This is a genomic window from Arthrobacter sp. Y3224055 (assembly GCF_059090825.1).
The window spans coordinates 23,197-38,394 of record NZ_JBNHGB010000003.1 but is presented as its reverse complement, the minus strand read 5'-3'; the positions used below and the strand labels follow the sequence as shown (position 1 = coordinate 38,394).

The 15,198-nt window shown below is 69.9% G+C and carries 15 protein-coding genes; 7 read left to right on the top strand and 8 right to left on the bottom strand.

Annotation, left to right across the window (positions count from 1 at the left end; all coding sequences use genetic code 11):
- The 5 genes from hemC to hemE form a co-directional block, all read right to left on the bottom strand.
- Complete coding sequence (hemC, locus tag AC5RTY_RS08385) at positions 1–972, bottom strand: hydroxymethylbilane synthase (protein WP_494110063.1); 972 nt, start codon at positions 970–972, stop codon at positions 1–3.
- Positions 969–2,102 (bottom strand): ferrochelatase, encoded by a 1,134-nt coding sequence (locus tag AC5RTY_RS08380; protein WP_494139487.1) that lies wholly within the window; start codon positions 2,100–2,102, stop codon positions 969–971. Before AC5RTY_RS08380 ends, hemC begins: the two co-directional genes overlap by 4 nt.
- A gap of 56 nt (positions 2,103–2,158) precedes the next feature.
- Positions 2,159–2,866: a hydrogen peroxide-dependent heme synthase gene (hemQ, locus tag AC5RTY_RS08375; RefSeq protein ID WP_494110064.1), complete on the bottom strand. Its 708-nt coding sequence runs from the start codon at positions 2,864–2,866 to the stop codon at positions 2,159–2,161.
- A 62-nt stretch (positions 2,867–2,928) separates the two neighbouring features.
- A complete protein-coding gene (hemG, locus tag AC5RTY_RS08370; protein WP_494075543.1) occupies positions 2,929–4,404 on the bottom strand; it encodes a protoporphyrinogen oxidase in 1,476 nt (491 codons plus the stop codon).
- 2 nt (positions 4,405–4,406) lie between these two features.
- On the bottom strand, positions 4,407–5,468 hold the full coding sequence (gene hemE / locus AC5RTY_RS08365) for a uroporphyrinogen decarboxylase (RefSeq protein ID WP_494110065.1): 1,062 nt from the start codon (positions 5,466–5,468) through the stop codon (positions 4,407–4,409).
- A 192-nt stretch (positions 5,469–5,660) separates the two neighbouring features.
- Here hemE and AC5RTY_RS08360 point away from each other — a divergent pair, with 192 nt between their 5' ends.
- Complete coding sequence (locus tag AC5RTY_RS08360) at positions 5,661–6,986, top strand: glutamyl-tRNA reductase (RefSeq protein ID WP_494000272.1); 1,326 nt, start codon at positions 5,661–5,663, stop codon at positions 6,984–6,986.
- Positions 6,987–7,034: 48 nt separating this feature from the next.
- On the opposite strand, the gene moeB is transcribed toward AC5RTY_RS08360, so the two are convergent.
- Complete coding sequence (moeB, locus tag AC5RTY_RS08355) at positions 7,035–8,219, bottom strand: molybdopterin-synthase adenylyltransferase MoeB (RefSeq protein ID WP_494110066.1); 1,185 nt, start codon at positions 8,217–8,219, stop codon at positions 7,035–7,037.
- Positions 8,220–8,337: 118 nt separating this feature from the next.
- Here moeB and AC5RTY_RS08350 point away from each other — a divergent pair, with 118 nt between their 5' ends.
- From AC5RTY_RS08350 to AC5RTY_RS08340, 3 genes are read left to right on the top strand one after another with little or no spacing between them, the layout of a single operon-like run.
- A complete protein-coding gene (locus tag AC5RTY_RS08350) occupies positions 8,338–8,958 on the top strand; it encodes a TetR/AcrR family transcriptional regulator (RefSeq protein ID WP_494000274.1) in 621 nt (206 codons plus the stop codon).
- Between the two features lie 57 nt (positions 8,959–9,015).
- Positions 9,016–9,240 carry a DUF3107 domain-containing protein gene (locus AC5RTY_RS08345; RefSeq protein ID WP_136784705.1) on the top strand — a complete coding sequence of 75 codons (225 nt, stop codon included), beginning with the start codon at positions 9,016–9,018 and terminating at the stop codon, positions 9,238–9,240.
- A gap of 6 nt (positions 9,241–9,246) precedes the next feature.
- Positions 9,247–9,546, top strand: coding sequence for a hypothetical protein (locus AC5RTY_RS08340; RefSeq protein ID WP_494000275.1), 300 nt, complete (start codon positions 9,247–9,249; stop codon positions 9,544–9,546).
- A 23-nt stretch (positions 9,547–9,569) separates the two neighbouring features.
- Here the strand turns inward: AC5RTY_RS08340 and AC5RTY_RS08335 are convergent, their stop codons facing one another.
- Together AC5RTY_RS08335 and AC5RTY_RS08330 are read right to left on the bottom strand one after the other, a co-directional pair.
- On the bottom strand, positions 9,570–9,905 hold the full coding sequence (locus AC5RTY_RS08335; protein ID WP_494000276.1) for a 4a-hydroxytetrahydrobiopterin dehydratase: 336 nt from the start codon (positions 9,903–9,905) through the stop codon (positions 9,570–9,572).
- A 109-nt stretch (positions 9,906–10,014) separates the two neighbouring features.
- Positions 10,015–10,710, bottom strand: coding sequence for a ferritin-like fold-containing protein (locus tag AC5RTY_RS08330; protein ID WP_494012558.1), 696 nt, complete (start codon positions 10,708–10,710; stop codon positions 10,015–10,017).
- Between the two features lie 51 nt (positions 10,711–10,761).
- Here AC5RTY_RS08330 and AC5RTY_RS08325 point away from each other — a divergent pair, with 51 nt between their 5' ends.
- The 3 genes from AC5RTY_RS08325 (at position 10,762) to AC5RTY_RS08315 (ending at position 15,153) form a co-directional block, all read left to right on the top strand.
- Positions 10,762–12,291 carry an RNB domain-containing ribonuclease gene (locus AC5RTY_RS08325; protein WP_494110067.1) on the top strand — a complete coding sequence of 510 codons (1,530 nt, stop codon included), beginning with the start codon at positions 10,762–10,764 and terminating at the stop codon, positions 12,289–12,291.
- A 325-nt stretch (positions 12,292–12,616) separates the two neighbouring features.
- On the top strand, positions 12,617–14,236 hold the full coding sequence (locus AC5RTY_RS08320) for a DEAD/DEAH box helicase (protein WP_494001282.1): 1,620 nt from the start codon (positions 12,617–12,619) through the stop codon (positions 14,234–14,236).
- A complete protein-coding gene (locus tag AC5RTY_RS08315; RefSeq protein ID WP_494110068.1) occupies positions 14,236–15,153 on the top strand; it encodes a DNA-methyltransferase in 918 nt (305 codons plus the stop codon). Before AC5RTY_RS08320 ends, AC5RTY_RS08315 begins: the two co-directional genes overlap by 1 nt.
- The last annotated feature ends 45 nt before the right edge of the window (positions 15,154–15,198 follow it).

Here is a 15,198-nt window from a genome sequence, read left to right as displayed (position 1 = left end):
TCAGCGCCCGGCCAGGCTCATTAGGTCGCCGGCACCCTGCCCGAGCAGCTCTTCAGCCAGTCGTGCGCCCAGGGCCACGGCATCCTCGGAACCGGCCGCCTGCACCGTCCGCTCGCCGTGCAGCAGCCGGCTGCCGTCGGGGCTGCAGACCACGGCCCGCAGAACCAGGGAGCCGGCGTCGACCGATGCCAGCGCCCCGACCGGGGCGCTGCAGCCGGCTTCCAGCCGCGCCAGCAGCGACCGTTCGGCCGTCACCGCCAGGCGGGTGTCCGCGTCGTCGTAGTCGGCCAGCGCGCCGGCCAGCGCCGTCCCGGAAGCTGCGTCGGCAACCCGGCATTCAACGGCCAGCGCGCCCTGGCCGGGGGCCGGCAGCATGACCGACGGATCCAGCAGCTCCGTGACGTGCTCGGTGCGTCCCAGCCGTGCCAGCCCGGCCGCGGCGAGCACCACGGCGTCGAGATCTGCGTGCTTTCCCTCTTGCCTTTCTTCGCCCGTGAGCCCCTTGACCCGTCCCAGGCGGGTGTCCACGTTGCCGCGGATATCCACCACGTCCAGGTCGGGGCGGGCGGCACGCAGCTGGGCTGCCCGGCGCGGGGAGCCGGTGCCGACCTTGGCGCCAGCCGGCAGCCCGGCCAGGGTCAGCCCGTCCCGGGCGCAGAGGGCGTCGCGGACGTCGACGCGGGCGGGAATGGCGGCGATCTGCAGCCCGTCGGCCACGCCGGTGGGCAGGTCCTTCAGCGAATGCACGGCCACGTCGCAGCGGTCATCCAGCAGGGCCTCGCGCAGCGCGGCGGTGAAGACTCCGGTTCCGCCGATCTGGGCCAGCGGCCCCCGCAGCACGTCGCCCTCGGTCTTGATCCGGACCAGTTCATACTCCAAGGCCCCGCCGGCGGCCAGCGCCTCGGCCACGGTGGTGGTCTGGGTGACCGCCAGGGCGCTGCCGCGGGTGCCGATGCGGACTGTGACGGTCATGGCTGCGGCACCCCCACGGTCGAATCCATGCCGGCCACCGTCGGTTTCTCGCCGCGGCGGTTGGCGCAGCAGCCGGGCATGCACACGTCCATCCAGGGTCCCAGGTTGGTCAGCGCCGGGCGGTCCGCGCGGTGCTGTTCCACCGTCCGCTCACAGACCAGGTCCACGAGGCCCTCGACGAACTTCCGGTGCACGCCCGGGGTGGGCACGCGGGCGGCGGCCAGCCCGAGGCCGCGGCAGGTCTCCAGTGCCTCCGTGTCCAGGTCCCACATCACCTCCATGTGGTCGCTGACAAAGCCCAGCGGCACGATGACCACGCCCTTCACCCCCTGCGCGGGCAGCTCTTCGAGCGCGTCGTTGATGTCCGGCTCCAGCCACGGCACATGCGGCGCGCCGGAGCGGGACTGGTAGACGAGGGACCATTCGACGCCGGCTGCTCCCGGCACGCGGTCCAGGACGGCCCGGGCGGTGGCCAGGTGCTGCGCCACGTAGGCGCTGCCGCCCTCGTAGTCCACCCCGCGGGGCCCGGCGTTTTCGGCGTCCCCGAGGGGAATGGAGTGGGTCGCGAACATCACGTGGACCGGCGCGTCCGCGGCGCCCTGCGCGGACAAGTCGGCGCGTACCCGGTCCAGGCCCTCGGCCAGGCCCTCGGCGAACGGTTCCACGAAGCCCGGGTGGTCGAAGTACTGGCGCACCTTGTCCACTTCCAGCTTGCCGGCGAGCCCGGTCTCGACCAGGGCCATGCCGAAGTCCTCGCGGTACTGGCGGCAGCTTGAGTAGCCGGCGTAGGCGCTGGTGGTCACGGCCAACACGCGGCGGTGGCCGGCGTCGTACGCTTCCTTGAAAACATCGGTGATGTAAGGATCCCAGTTTCGGTTTCCCCAGAGCACCGGCAGCTCGATCCCGCGGCGGGCCAGCTCGGCCTCGAGCGCCGCCTTCAGTGCCCGGTTCTGCGCGTTGATGGGGCTGACGCCGCCGTTGGCGCGGTAGTGCGTGGCGACTTCTTCCAGCCGTTCATCGGGGATCCCGCGGCCGCTGGTGACGTTGCGGAGGAAGGGGATGACATCGTCCTGGCCCTCGGGGCCGCCGAAGGAGGCCAGCAGCAGGGCGTCGTACTTCTTCGGCTGCATGGTCCCGTCGGCGGCGACGCCGGCACGCGGGTCAAAGGACGGTTCGGCGGACTGGTTCACCGCAGCACCTCGGCGATTTCGGCGGTGCTGATGCGCTTGCCGGTGTAGAACGGGATCTCTTCGCGCACGTGGTTGCGCGCGTCGGTGTAGCGCAGGTGGCGCATCAGGTCCACCAGGTCGATCAGTTCGGGGGCTTCCAGGGCCAGGATCCATTCCCAGTCCCCCAGCGCGAACGAGGCGACCGTGTTGGACAGCACCTGCGGGAAGTCGCGGCCGAGCAGTCCGTGGTCGCGCAGCATCTTGCCGCGCTCCTCGGCCGGCAGCAGGTACCACTCGTAGGAGCGCACGAAGGGGTAGACGCAGAGCCAGGCCTCCGGGTCCTTGCCCAGGGAGAAGGCCGGGGCGTGGTTCTTGCTGAATTCGGCATCGCGGTGGACGCCCATCGCGGACCAGACCATTTCGGCGGGGGCGAACAGCGGGGTCCTGCGGATGTCGCGGACCGCCGCCTGGAGTTCGTCCGGCTGCGGTCCGTGCAGCCAGATCATCACGTCGGCATCCTCGCGCATGGCGGAAACGTCGTACGCGCCGCGCAGGGTGACGTTGCGGCCGGCGAGTTCGGCAACCGTCTCATCGAACGCCGTGGCGGCGGACGAATCCACCGGTGCGCCGGTGCGCTTAAAGACCGTCCAGAGGGTGTAGAACAGTTCCTCGTCGGTGCCGCCGGCGGCGGGGATTGCTGACTCTGACCTTGCCGATTCGCTCATGCTTACCAGTCTGCCTTCTGCATCGTAATTAATCGAAAACCACTTCTACATATTGTAGAAGATCAGTGCGCCGCCGGCTGCAGCCGTGCGGCGAGATCGCGTGCGCGGCGCCGCGCGTCCCCCACCACGGCTACCAGCCCGGTCCCTGCCAGCCATGCCCCGGTGCTGCCCAGCCCGGGATGCGCAACCAGTTCGCGGCGCACCGCTGCCACCCGCTCGCGGTGCCCCACGGTGGCGGACGGAAGCGCGTTGGTCCAGCGCACCACCTTCGAGCCCACCACGTCGTCGTCGCCCACGGCCACCCCCAGCAGGAAGCTGGCATCGGCCAGCGCCTGGCGGTAGAGCCTGTCGTCGGCCCAGCCGGTGAAGTCCTCGGCGCCCCGCTGCCCCACCGCGCGCCCGTAGGACAGCCGCAGCACGTGGCTTCCCGGGCCGGCTTCATCCGCCAGCCACGGCCATTTGGCGGTGGCATGGGTGAGTGCCTTGGCCTTGACGTTGCGCACCGACGGCGCCACCAGCATGCCGGTGCCCCGCGGCATGGCGTCGAGGTCGGGCAGGTCCACCACCAGGGTCACCAGCGAGACGGCGGGTCCGGTTTCGGGTTCCAGTCCGGCCAGCCCGGGGACGGCGCCGGAGAGCAGCCGGACGGCGGCAGCGCCATCGGCCGCCAGCATCACGGCGTCCGCGCGGAACGTCCCGGCCGCCGACTCGACCTGCCACCCGCCGCCGTGCCGGGTGACGGCTGTGGCTTCCGCCCCGGTGTGCAGGGCCACGTGACGGGCTTTCAGGTCGGCCAGCAGGGCCTCGGTCAGCCGCCCCATGCCGCCGGCGATGCCGGCCACGTTGGAACCGGCCGGGGCGGCCTTCCGGATGGCGCCCACCGCGGCGGCCAGGGACCCGTGGGCGGCCACCGAGGCGCGCAGGCCCGGCATCACCGAGTCCACGTCCAGCACATCCGGATCCGCCGAGTACACCCCGCCTGCCACCGGCGCGACCAGTTTCTGCAGCACGGCATCACCCATCCGGGCGCGCACCAGCTGGCCCAGGCTGAGCTGCTCGCGGCGCAGCAGCGAACCCAGCGGCATGACCTTGTCGCCCGAGGCGCGCAACGCCGCCCGGCGGCCGATGGCGCGCACCACGTCCGGGTCGGAAGGGTCTGCCGGGATGCCGAGCACGCCCGTCTTCGGGAGCCGTTGCGCACCGTCCGGCAGCTGGATCCAGGCGCCGGCCGGGTTCGGCTGGACAATGTCGTTGCCCAGGCCCAATTCGCCGATCAGGTCCGGGACCACACTGGAGCGCGTCGCGAAAGATTCGGCGCCGGCGTCGAGCATCAGCCCGCCCACCTCGTGCCGGACCACGCAGCCGCCGAACAAGGGACCGCGCTCCAGGACCGTCACCTCGACGCCGGCCAGCGCCAGCTCGCGCGCAGCGACCAGGCCGCCGATCCCGCCGCCGACGACGACGGCGGTGCCCGGCTTGGGCTTGCGCCCGCCCTGCCGTTCAGGACGGCGGGCGGGCTGCGGATGCGGGTGCTGCATGGCTACGGGGCCACGGAATGAATCAGCTTGACCACCCGGGTCAGGACCTCCGGGTCCGTCTCCGGCGGCACGCCGTGGCCCAGGTTGACCACGTGGCCCGGGGCGCTGCTGCCAGCGGCCAGCACGTCGCGCACATGGGCCTCCAGCACCTCCCACGGCGCCGACAACAGCGCCGGATCGATGTTGCCCTGCAGCGGCGTGCGTCCGCCCAGCCGGCGGTTCGCCTCGTCCAGCGGCAGCCGGTAGTCGACGCCGATCACGTCCGCCCCGACGTCGCGCATGGCCACGAGCAGTTCGGACGTGCCGGTGCCGAAGTGGACCAGCGGCGCGCCCAGGTGGCGGACGTGGTCCAGGGCGCGCGACGACGCCGGTGCCACGCGGCGGCGGTAGTCAGCCAGGGACAGCGAACCCGCCCAGGAATCGAACAGCTGTCCCGCACTGGCGCCCGCTTCCAGCTGCGCCCGCAGGAACTTGCCCGAAGCGTCCGCGGCCCAGCCGGCCAAGGCATCCCAGGTCTCCGGGTCGGCATGCATCATGGTGCGCGGCCCCAGGTGGTCGCGCGACGGCCGGCCCTCCACCATGTACGCGGCGAGCGTGAACGGGGCGCCGGCGAAGCCGATCAGCGGCTTGGCACCGAGCTCGGCCACCGTCAGCCGGACCGCCTCGCGGATGGGCTCCAGCGATTCGTCGGTGAGTTCCGGCAGGGCGGCGACGTCGGCGGCGGTGCGGACGGGTGCGCCCAGGACCGGGCCGACGCCGGGGACGATGTCAACATCGACCCCGGCCAGCTTCAACGGGATAACGATGTCGGAGAAGAAGATGCCGGCGTCCACATCGTGGCGGCGCACCGGCTGCAGGGTGATTTCCGCCGCCAGTTCCGGTTTCAGGCAGGCATCCAGCATCGCGATGCCCTGCCGCGCTTCCTTGTATTCGGGCAATGAGCGCCCGGCCTGCCGCATGAACCAGACAGGACGGCGGCCCGGCTTCCCTCCGCGGTAGGCGGTGATCAGGTCCGAGTCGGCGGTACGCCCATCCACCAGGGGATGGGAAGCATTGAGTGTCATGACATAGATTCTGGTCCAGCGGCCCTGCTTCTGGCCAACCGCGGGCGGCGCCGGGAGCGCGGGATGGCGGCGGCCACCGGCCCGAGTGGCCAATATCACCGGCGCCGGCGGCGCCCGGAACCAGGTTAACGCCGGGTTAATGGGCCAAGCTTGGAGGAGCCGACGCTGGCTTCCCGCTAAGATAGAGGCGCTGTGGTCTTACTTTCACTTGTTGCAACCCATTCCAAGGTCGATCTGGAAACGGTGGCCCGCCTGAGTGCCGGCACCTCCCGGATCGATACCGACGTGCTCGCAGACGGGTCCCCGGTCACCGGCGCCGTGGTCCTGGCTACCTGCAACCGGGTGGAAGTTTACTGCGAGACCGAGAGCGAGTCCGACCTGGAGGCCGCCCGCGCCGCGCTCATTGAACAGATCAGCCGCTGCTCGGGGCTGGACGACGCGCTGGTCGCCCGCTCCTTCGACGTGAACACCGGCGAGGACGTTGCGCGGCACCTGTTCGCGGTCGGGGCCGGCCTGGATTCGGCCGTGGTCGGCGAACGCGAGGTGGCCGGCCAGGTGCGTCGGGCCCTGATCGAGGCGCAGGAAAAAGGCACCGCGAGCGGGGGGCTGGTCCGGCTCTTCCAGACCGCTTCCCGGACGGCCAAGGACGTCGGGACGCAGACGGCACTCGGCGGCCGCGGGCTTTCGATCGTGTCGGTCGCGCTCGACCTCGCCACGGATCTGGCCGTCGAGAAGGACTGGTCGGGCAAGCAGGTTGTACTCTTCGGGACCGGCGCCTACGCCGGGGCCACCATGGCGCTGCTGCGCGAACGCGGCTGCACCCATATCAGCGTCTACTCGGCTTCCGGCCGCGCCGCGGCGTTCACCGAAACCCGCGGCGGCGTCCCGCTGACCCACGCGGCGCTGGACAGCGCGATGGCTTCCGCCGACGTCGTCATTGGCTGCAGCGGCAGCGACAACCAGGTCAGTGCCGAGCGCGTGGCCGGGGTGCGCACCGGCGTCGACAAGCCGCTGACGATCATCGACCTCGCGCTGAGCCACGACTTTGATCCCGCCGTGGGGGCGCTCGAGGGCGTGGAGCTGATCACGCTGGAGTCCGTGCGGATGGCAGCGCCCGAGGAGCAGGCCGAATCCGTGCAGCAGGCGGCCGAGATCGTCGCCAACGCGGCGCGCAGCTTCGAGGCCAGCCGGCAGGCGCGCAGCGTGGACTCCGCCATCGTGGCGCTTCGCAAGCACACCATGCAGGTACTGGAGAACGAGCTCGAGAAAGTGCGCTCGCAGCACGGCTGCACCGGCCCAGCCCAGGAAGTCGAGTTCGCCATGCGCCGCATGGTCAAGCAGTTGCTGCACCTGCCCACCGTGCGGGCGCGGGAACTGGCCGCCAACGGCGAGCAGGAGCGTTACATTGCCGCCCTGGAAGCGCTGTACGGCATCACGGTCGAAGACCCCGCCCTGCCCCGGGCCGCGGATGCGGCGTCCTGCCCGGTCGCGCACGGCGACGAGGCCGCCACTGCCTGAGGCGGCCGCGGCGCCTGCAGCCGGTCGCGGCCGGCGCCAGGGTGACCCTTAGTACACCGGCTTTGAGGGCTCCACGTCCCTGACCCACGCCAGGATTCCGCCGTCGAGGTGGGATACCCGGGTGTAGCCCCGCGCCAGCAGGCTCTGCAGGACTTCGGCCGAGCGCGCGCCCGATTTGCAGTGGAAAACCAGGTCCGTGTCCCGGGGCAGGTCCTCCAGGGCCTCGCCGGACAGGATGCGTCCCTTCGGAACCAGGACGGCGCCGGGAATGTTCACCACTTCGTATTCGCCCGGTTCGCGGACGTCGATCAGCTCGAAGTCGCCCCTGCCGGCATCGCGGTCGGCCAGCATCCGGGACAGGGTGCGGGCGTCCACCGCGTGGTCGGCGTCGACCCGGCGCGGCGGCGCGACCCCGCAGAACGACTCGTAGTCGGCCAGCCCGGTGATTGGCTCGGCGTCGGGATCCTTGCGTACCTTCAGCTCCCGCCAGCTCATCTGGAGGGCATTGAAGACCAGGACGCGGCCCAACAGCGTCTGCCCGATGCCGGTGATCAGCTTGATCGCCTCGTTGACCATCACGGAGCCGATCTGTGCGCACAGGACGCCGAGCACGCCGCCCTCGGCGCAGGACGGCACCGAACCGGGCGGCGGCGCCTCCGGATAGAGGTCGCGGTAGTTCGGCCCGTGGGCGTCCCAAAAGACACTGACCTGCCCGTCGAACCGCAGGATGGATCCCCACACGTAGGGTTTGCCCAGCAGCGCGGCGGCGTCGTTGACCAGATACCGGGTGGCGAAGTTGTCGGTGCCGTCCAGGATGACGTCGTAGCCGGCGAAAATTTCCAGGACGTTGCCGGTGTCCAGCCGGACCTCGTGCAGCACCACATCCACGCCGGGGTTCAGCGCCAGGATGCTGTCCCGTGCCGAGGCCGCCTTGCTGCGCCCCAGGTCCGCCACGCCATGGATGACCTGGCGCTGCAGGTTGCTCGCTTCCACCGCGTCGTCGTCCACGATCCCGATCCGGCCCACCCCCGCAGCGGCCAGGTACAGCATGGCCGGCGATCCGAGGCCGCCGGCGCCGATCACCAGCACCCTGGCGTTCTTCAGCCTCAGCTGGCCGGCCATGCCGACTTCGGGGATGATCAGGTGCCGCGAATACCGCTCGGTCTCGGCCTTGCTGAGGGACACTGCCGGTTCCACGAGCGGCGGCAGCTGCCGGGTCTCCAAGGTGCTCATTCTTCCAATCTACGCCCCAGCCGGTTGCTGGTGCGTAGACTGGTCGGGACTGACACTTACTGCACCGTGGCGCTGTAAGTTTTCCTGACCGCAGCGCCGGAAGAGGCCGTGTACTACCGTGACGACAGAACCCCGCTCAGCCGCCAAGCCCACCCGACTGCCGCGGGAGGAACGACGGCGCCAGCTGCTGCAGGCGGCACACGAGGTCTTCGTGGTCAATGGCTACCATGCGGCGGCGATGGACGAGATCGCCGACGCAGCGAACGTGAGCAAGCCGGTGCTCTACCAGCACTTCCCCGGCAAGCGGGAGCTCTATCTGGCCCTGCTGGACCACCACCTGGAATCGCTGAACGCGATGCTGATGGCTGCGCTGAACTCGACGACGGACAACAAACTTCGCGTGCACGCCACCATCCGGGCCTACTACCAGTTCATCGCCCAGGACAGCCAGGCGCACCGGCTGGTCTTCGAATCCGACCTGAACAACGACCCCGACGTGAGCGGCCGCTTGGAGGACTTCAACGCGCGGCTGGCCAGCGCCATCGCCGGTGTCATCGCCGAGGACACCAAGCTGTCGGCGGTCGAGGCCACACTGCTGGGCCGGGCCCTGGCCGGCATGGCGCAGATCAGTGCCCGGCACTGGCTGCGCTCGGGCGGGGAACTGGACCAGGACGCCGCGAGCGAACTGATCTACCGTTTAGCTTGGCGCGGAATTTCACGCTTCCCGAAGGAACCCTAGGATAGATTCGCCAGTAGGGAACCCACCCGGCTTACAGCATTACCAGGAGGCATCAGCGTGGAAGTGAAGATCGGCATGCAGAACGTCGGCCGTGAAATCGTGCTCGATTCGTCGCAGTCGCCGGACGAGGTGGCCGAGATCGCGAGCCGTGCCATGAACGGCGGCGCCGAGCTGCGCCTGACCGACGCCAAGGGACGCCTGGTCATCATCCCGTCCAATGTCCTGGCCTACGTCGAGATCGGCGCCGAGGGGCCGCGCCCCGTCGGATTCGGCGCTCTCTAACCACCCATGGTCGCACTGGTCCTGCTGGTGCTCGTCGCCGCCGCCGTCGGCTTCACCGCCTGGGCGGTGGACCGGCGGCGCCACGCCTACGGGGTGCTGCTGCTGCCCGGGATCGCGGTGGCGGCGGCGGTGCTGCTCTGGTTCGTCCTCATGGCCGCCGGCCTCGGCTCCGAACCGGGCGTGCACTTCCTGTCCTGGCTGCTGCCGATGGCCGTTTCCGTTCCGGCCGCGTGGGCCGGTGCCTGGTGGATCGGACGCCGCCGCGTGCAGCGGGATACCGAACGGCTGACCGCCCTGCTGGGCTGAACGAAGCCGGCCGGGCAGGAAAGCTAGCCGGGATAGCCGTCCGGGTCCGCGTCCGCGCCAAGCTTCCGCGCCAGCACGCTCACCGCTGCCGCCGCGGACACGTCACGGGTAGTGACTGCCGAATCGGCGTCATGCGACGTGAAGCGCAACAAGACCTTGTTGTACCGCCAGTCCAGGTCCGGGTGGTGCCGCTGCTCCTCGGCCAGGTCGCCCACGGCGGCAATGAAATTCAGGGCCTCGCGCCCATTGTCCAGCTTGAACGCGCTGACCAGCGCTCCGTCCGCGTAGCGCCACTGCGGCAACCCGCGCAGCTGCCGGTCTATTTCCTCACTGTCGAGTACGTCTTTCGCACGTCCCACGATGCCCTCCCGGTTGCGCGGCGGTCTGCCGCGCGGCCCGGCTGCCGCGGCTTGCGGCCGCCTGTGCCGCCAGCCTACCGGTGAAGCCAACCCCGTTGAAGGCCTGCGCTCACGCCGTCAGGCCCAGGTCATTCATTCGGCGCGAATGGTTTTGGGTCAGCCGGGCAAACAACTCTCCGGTGGCCTGTGCCTGCCGGTCGGGATCCTGCCCCCGCATCAGCTCGCTGAGCACGGCGCGCTCAATCCCGATCCGCTGTGCCTGGGTCAAGGCCTCCCCCACCAGCCTGCGCCCCCACAGCGCCAGCCGCGAGGCCAGCCGTGGATCGTCGGCCAGCACCTGCTGCAGCCGGGCCGCGATCATGGAGATCTGCTCGGTGTTTTCCTTGATCCGGGCGACCAGCTTCTGCGTCTCGCTGTCGAGGGCTCCGGCGATGTGCAGGTAGAAGTCCCCCAGCACGCCGTCGGTGACGTAGGCCTTCATCAGGGACTCGTACCAGTCGGCCGGGCGCGTCCGGTCGTGGAAGGCATCGATGGAGGGCTGGAAAGGGGCCATGGCCGTTTCCACGTCCACGCCGAGTTGCTCCAGCTGCGCGGCCACGGCCTCGAAATGTTCAAACTCGGTCACCGCGAGCCGGCCGACTGCGGCCCGGTCATGCAGGGTGGGCGAAAAGCGTGCGTCGGAGGAAAACCGCTCGAAGGCGGACAGCTCGCCGTAGGCCATCACGCCGTACAGATCGATCAGGAATTGCCGGCGGCGGCCGGAATCCTCGCCGGGCGCTGCGGGAACGGTGCTCACGGTGCTCATGAATCCAAGGGTAGCGTCCCATTTCGACGCGGCTGCCGTTAGGCTAACCGTGTGCCGTACCCGCATTTGGACCCGAAGGTCAACGAGTCCCAGCATCTGCTGGCACGGGTGCTGAAAGACCTGCGGACAGAGTTCGACCTGCCGCAGGAGTTCGACGCGGGCGCACTCGCGGAGGCCCGGGCCGCCGTGGCCGCCCATCGGCTGCCGGAGACCGATCTGACCGCACTGGAATTCGTGACCATCGATCCGCCCGCGTCCACCGACTTGGACCAGGCCCTGTACATCGAGTCCACCGACGGCGGTTACACGGTCTGGTACGCGATCGCCGACGTCCCCTCCTTTGTGGAGGCCGGCGGCGAACTGGATGCCGAAACCCGGCGGCGGGGCCAGACCATCTACGCCCCGGACGGACGGATCCCGCTGCATCCCGACGTCATCGGCGAACAGGCCGGGTCGCTGCTGGCGGACCAGCTGCGGTCAGCCTATGTGTGGCGATTCGAGCTCGACGCCGCCGCGCGGGTCACCGCGGCCACCCTGGAACGCGCCAAGGTGCGGAGCCGGGCCAAGCTGAACTACGAGCAGGTGCAGCAGGACATCGATTCGGGCGATGCGGCGCCCACCCTGCTGCTGCTGAAGGAAGTGGGCAGCAAGCGGGTGGAGCTCGAACGCGAGCGCGGCGGGGCGAGCCTGAATGTCCCCGACCAGGAGATTGCCCATGACGGCCGGCACTACTTCATTGTCACCAGGCCGCCGTTGCCGGTGGAGGATTGGAACGCCCAGATATCGCTGATGACCGGGATGGCCGCGGCCGAGATCATGCTGGCAGGCCGGATCGGGATACTGCGCACCATGCCGGGACCGGACGCTGACGCCGAGGCCCAGTACCGCCGGCAGACCGAGGCGTTGGGGTTCCCGTGGCCGCACGAGATGGCCTACGGCGACTATCTGCGCAGCCTGGACACCACCGATCCCAAGCAACTGGCCCTGATGCACGGGGCCACCGCCCTCTTCCGCGGTGCCGGCTACACGCCGTTCGTCGGCGAGCTCCCGCCCGAACGGCAGCAGGCCGCCATTGCCGCACCCTATGCGCACGCCACGGCTCCCCTGCGGCGGCTGGTGGACCGTTTCGTGCTGGTGATCTGCCATGCCCTGTGCGCCGGCGAACCCGTCCCGCAGTGGGCCCAGGACGCGCTGGAGGAATTGCCCAAGCTGATGGCGGCTTCCGACCAGTTGGCGGGGCGGGTGGACCGCGCCGCCCTGGACGCCGTTGAAACGGCGCTGCTGAGCCACCGCGTCGGGGAAGAATTCGACGCCGTCGTGATCACCGGCACCCGGTACCCGGGCAACGGAAACGGAAACGGCGCCGGCGGCCGCAACGGGAGCGGGAACGGGAAGGTCCTGGTGGCCGGCAGGGGCAAAGGCAACGGCGGCCAGGAGCCGTACGGCGTGGTTCAGCTCAGCGACCCGCCGGTCACCGCACGGTGCTCGGGAATCCTGGCGGCAGGGGCCACGGTGCGCGTTCGCTTGACCATGGCGGACATCGGGGAACGGCGCCTGCACTTTGAACTGGCCGACGGTTAAGTGCCCGCACGGTGCGGCGCGGGGGCCGGTTTGCCAACGACCGGTAGACTTAACCGTGTAGTACTGGATGCCCGGTCGTTGATTGAGTGAAGTGAATCCATCAACAGATCCGTCCCTACGCGATCTTTAACCTCCTTGGCTGCCTCGTTGGCCGGCCGGGAAAGCAGTTGTTAGCCCGCGATCGGCTTCCACTGGTTGCGCCACGCTTCCGCCTTGTTCCGCTCCCGCAGCATCTGCGGGACCGTTGAGCACCGCCGGCGTCGGCGCCTGAATGAACGGTATGTAATTGAACACTGAAAATATCCAGGTGGCTGGCGAACAGCTCATCCACGCTGACAACAGCGCCGAAGAACTGGTCGTCGAGGCCGTGCTGGCCTCCGACGAACGCCCCCACGAACTGCCCAAGCAGACCTTCGCCGACTTCAACGTCCGCGCGGACATCGTGCGGTCGCTTTTCGACGCCGGCATTACCCACCCCTTCCCGATCCAGTCCATGACCCTGCCGGTGGCCCTCGGCGGCCACGACATCATCGGCCAGGCCAAGACCGGTACGGGCAAGACCCTGGGCTTCGGCATCCCCGCGCTGCAGCGGGTGGTGGGACCGGACGACGACGGCTTCGACAAGCTTCCGGTGCCCGGTGCGCCGCAGGCCCTGATCGTTGTGCCGACGCGCGAACTGGCCGTGCAGGTCGGCAACGACCTGATGACCGCCTCCAAGCAGCGCAACGCCCGCGTCGCCGTCATCTACGGCGGCCGCGCCTACGAGCCCCAGATCGAGCTGCTGCAGAAGGGCGTCGAGGTCGTGGTCGGCACCCCCGGCCGTCTGATCGACCTGCACCGCCAGAAGCACCTGAGCCTGAAGAACGTCCGCATCGTGGTCCTGGACGAAGCCGACGAGATGCTGGACCTGGGCTTCCTGCCGGACGTCGAGACGCTGCTGGCCGCGACCCCGGCCGTACGCCAGACCATGCTCTTTTCCGCAACCATGCCCGGACCGGTCATCGCCATGGCCCGGCGGTACATGACGCAGCCGACGCACATCCGCGCCGCAGACCCGGACGACGAAGGCATCACCAAGAAGGACATCCGCCAGGTTGTCTACCGCGCACACAACCTGGACAAGGACGAGGTGGTGGCCCGCATCCTGCAGGCCGAGGGCCGCGGCCGGACCATCATCTTCACCAAGACCAAGCGCACGGCCGCCAAGCTGTCCGAGGAGCTGATCGACCGCGGGTTCGCCGCCGGCGCCATCCACGGCGACCTCGGCCAGGGCGCCCGCGAACAGGCGCTGCGCGCGTTCCGCAACAACAAGGTGGACGTGCTGGTCGCGACCGACGTCGCAGCCCGTGGCATCGACGTGGAAGACGTCACCCACGTGATCAACTTCCAGTGCCCCGAAGACGAGAAGGCCTACCTGCACCGGGTGGGCCGGACCGGCCGCGCCGGTAACAAGGGCACCGCCGTCACCTTCGTGGACTGGGACGACGTCCCGCGCTGGGGCCTGATCAACAAGGCCCTCGGCCTGGACGTGCCGGAACCCCAGGAGACCTACTCCTCCTCCCCGCACCTGTTCACCGACCTGAACATTCCCGAAGGCACCAAGGGCAGGCTTCCGCGCAGCCAGCGCAAGCTCGCCGGCATCGACGCCGAGAAGCTCGAAGACCTGGGCGAGACCGGAAAGCACCCTGCCCGCTCCGGCGGCCAGCGACAGGACGGCGGCCGCGGCGGTGCGCGCCGCGGCGGCGCACGCCAGGGCGGCCCGCAGGGCCGGTCCGACTCGGGCAACCCGCGGCAGCGCCGCGGCACCGAGGAGGCAGCCACCGAGAACACGACCGTCGCCTCGGCCGACAAGCCGCGCCGGAAGCGTTCACGCACCCGCCGCCGCAACGGCGAGGTCGTCAACGGGACCGCCCAGCAGGTCACCGACGGCGCCAGCGGGGAATAGTGGCCGGTATCCGGTGGACGCCCGACGGCAGCTCGCTGGTAGTCCGGGCGGACAACGCCGACTTCCTGCCCACGCTGCCCGACGGCGCTTTCACCATGATCTACCTGGACCCGCCGTTCAACACCGGCCGGGCCCAGGTCCGGCAGCAGACCTCCATGGTGCGCAGCGCCGATGGCGAAGGCGACCGCATCGGGTTCAAGGGCAAGTCGTACCAGACGGTCAAGGGCACGCTCGCCAGCTATGACGACGCGTTCGACGACTACTGGTCCTTCCTGGAGCCCCGCCTCTCCGAGGCGTGGCGGCTGCTGGCCGACGACGGCACGCTGTACCTGCACCTGGATTACCGCGAGGTGCACTATGCCAAGGTGCTGCTGGATATGCTCTTCGGCCGCGAGAGCTTCCTGAACGAGATCATCTGGGCCTACGATTACGGCGCCCGTGCGCGCAACCGCTGGCCCGCCAAGCACGACAACATCCTGGTCTACGTGAAGAACCCGAAGGCGTACCACTTCGACAACGCGGAAGTGGACCGCGAGCCGTACATGGCTCCGGGCCTGGTGACCGCGGAGAAGGCCGCCCGCGGCAAGCTCCCGACCGATGTCTGGTGGCACACCATCGTCTCCCCCACCGGCCGGGAGAAGACCGGCTACCCTACCCAGAAGCCCGAAGGGCTGCTGCGCCGGATGGTTGCCGCGAGCAGCCGGCCCGGCGACTGGGTGCTCGACTTCTTTGCCGGCTCCGGGACCCTCGGCGCCGTGGCCGCCGGCATGGACCGGCGGTTCGTCTGCGTGGACCAGAACCCGCAGGCCATCGACGTCATGCGCAAACGGCTGGGCCGCCACGCGGCAGTGGTTGAGGCCGCCGGAGCAGAGGCCGCCGTGGGCGCCGAGGCCACGGTCGGCGCCGGCGAAAGCTAACCGGCGGAAAAGAACGGCGGGGCGCGGACCGGTTCCAGGAACCGG